Here is a 1,715-nt window from a genome sequence, read left to right as displayed (position 1 = left end):
TTCACCTATACCGATGAAGACAACGTTACTACAACCATCGACATTTCAAACCTTGAAACACTTACTACCCTAGCCTTAAACGTTGACGGAAAAACCTTAGAATACACCGACGAAGACGGCGTTTTAACCAGCATCGATCTTGAAACGGTAATCGATACCTTCGAAACTTTAACTACAATTGTGGATAACGGTAATGGAACTTTCACCTATACCGATGAAGACAATGTTACAACTACGATTGACATTTCAAATCTGGAAACGCTTACCACCCTAGCTTTAAACGTTGATGGTAAAACTTTAGAGTACACAGACGAAGACGGTGTGTTAACAAGCATCGACTTGGAAACGGTAATCGACATTTTCGAAACTTTAACTACAATAGTTGATAACGGGAACGGCACTTTCACCTATACCGATGAAGACAATGTTACAACCACCATCGACATTTCAAATCTTGAAACTTTAACTGTTTTGGCGTTAAACGTTGACGGAAAAACCTTAGAATACACCGACGAAGACGGCGTTGTAACCAGCATCGATCTGGAAACTGTAATCGATACGTTCGAAACTTTAACTACAATCGTTGATAACGGTAACGGCACTTTCACCTATACCGATGAAGACAATGTTACTACAACAATTGATATTTCAAATCTGGAAACGCTTACAACACTTGCGTTAAATGTTGACGGAAAAACCTTAGAGTACACCGACGAAGACGGCGTTTTAACCAGCATCGATCTTGAAACTGTAATCGACAACTTCGAAACACTTACAACCATCGTTGATAACGGGAACGGCACTTTCACCTATACCGATGAAGACAATGTCACTACAACAATCGATATTTCAAACCTTGAAACGCTCACTACCCTAGCATTAAACGTTGATGGTAAAACTTTAGAGTACACCGATGAAGACGGCGTTGTAACCAGCATCGATCTGGAATCTGTAATCGATACGTTCGAAACTTTAACTACAATCGTTGATAACGGTAACGGAACTTTCACCTATACGGATGAAGACAATGTTACAACTACGATTGACATTTCAAACCTTGAAACTTTAACTGTTTTAGCGTTAAACGTTGACGGAAAAACCTTAGAATACACAGACGAAGACGGCGTTGTAACCAGCATCGATCTGGAAACGGTAATCGATACCTTCGAAACTTTAACTACAATTGTGGATAACGGGAACGGCACTTTCACCTATACGGATGAAGACAATGTCACTACAACAATCGATATTTCGAACCTTGAAACGCTCACTACCCTAGCATTAAATGTTGATGGAAAAACCTTAGAGTACACGGACGAAGACGGTGTGTTAACAAGCATCGATCTTGAAACTGTAATCGATAACTTCGAAACTTTAACTACAATCGTTGATAACGGTAACGGAACTTTCACCTATACCGATGAAGACAATGTTACCACAACCATCGATATTTCAAACCTTGAAACTTTAACTGTTTTAGCGTTAAACGTTGACGGAAAAACCTTAGAGTACACCGACGAAGACGGCGTTCTAACCAGCATCGACTTGGAAACGGTAATCGATAATTTCGAAACTTTAACTACAATTGTGGATAACGGTAACGGCACTTTCACCTATACCGATGAAGACAATGTTACTACAACCATCGACATTTCAAATCTTGAAACTTTAACTGTTTTAGCGTTAAACGTTGATGGAAAAACCTTAGAATACAC

General features: G+C 39.4%; 1 pseudogene. It reads left to right on the top strand.

Features of this window, described 5'->3' with window-relative positions:
• A pseudogene (locus tag K8089_RS15975) lies at window positions 1-1,715 on the top strand (hypothetical protein); the annotation flags it as partial.

It is taken from the genome of Aequorivita vitellina, assembly GCF_022008365.1.
Classification (GTDB): Bacteria; Bacteroidota; Bacteroidia; order Flavobacteriales; family Flavobacteriaceae; genus Aequorivita; species Aequorivita vitellina.
This window is presented reverse-complemented; position numbering and strand designations above follow the sequence as displayed.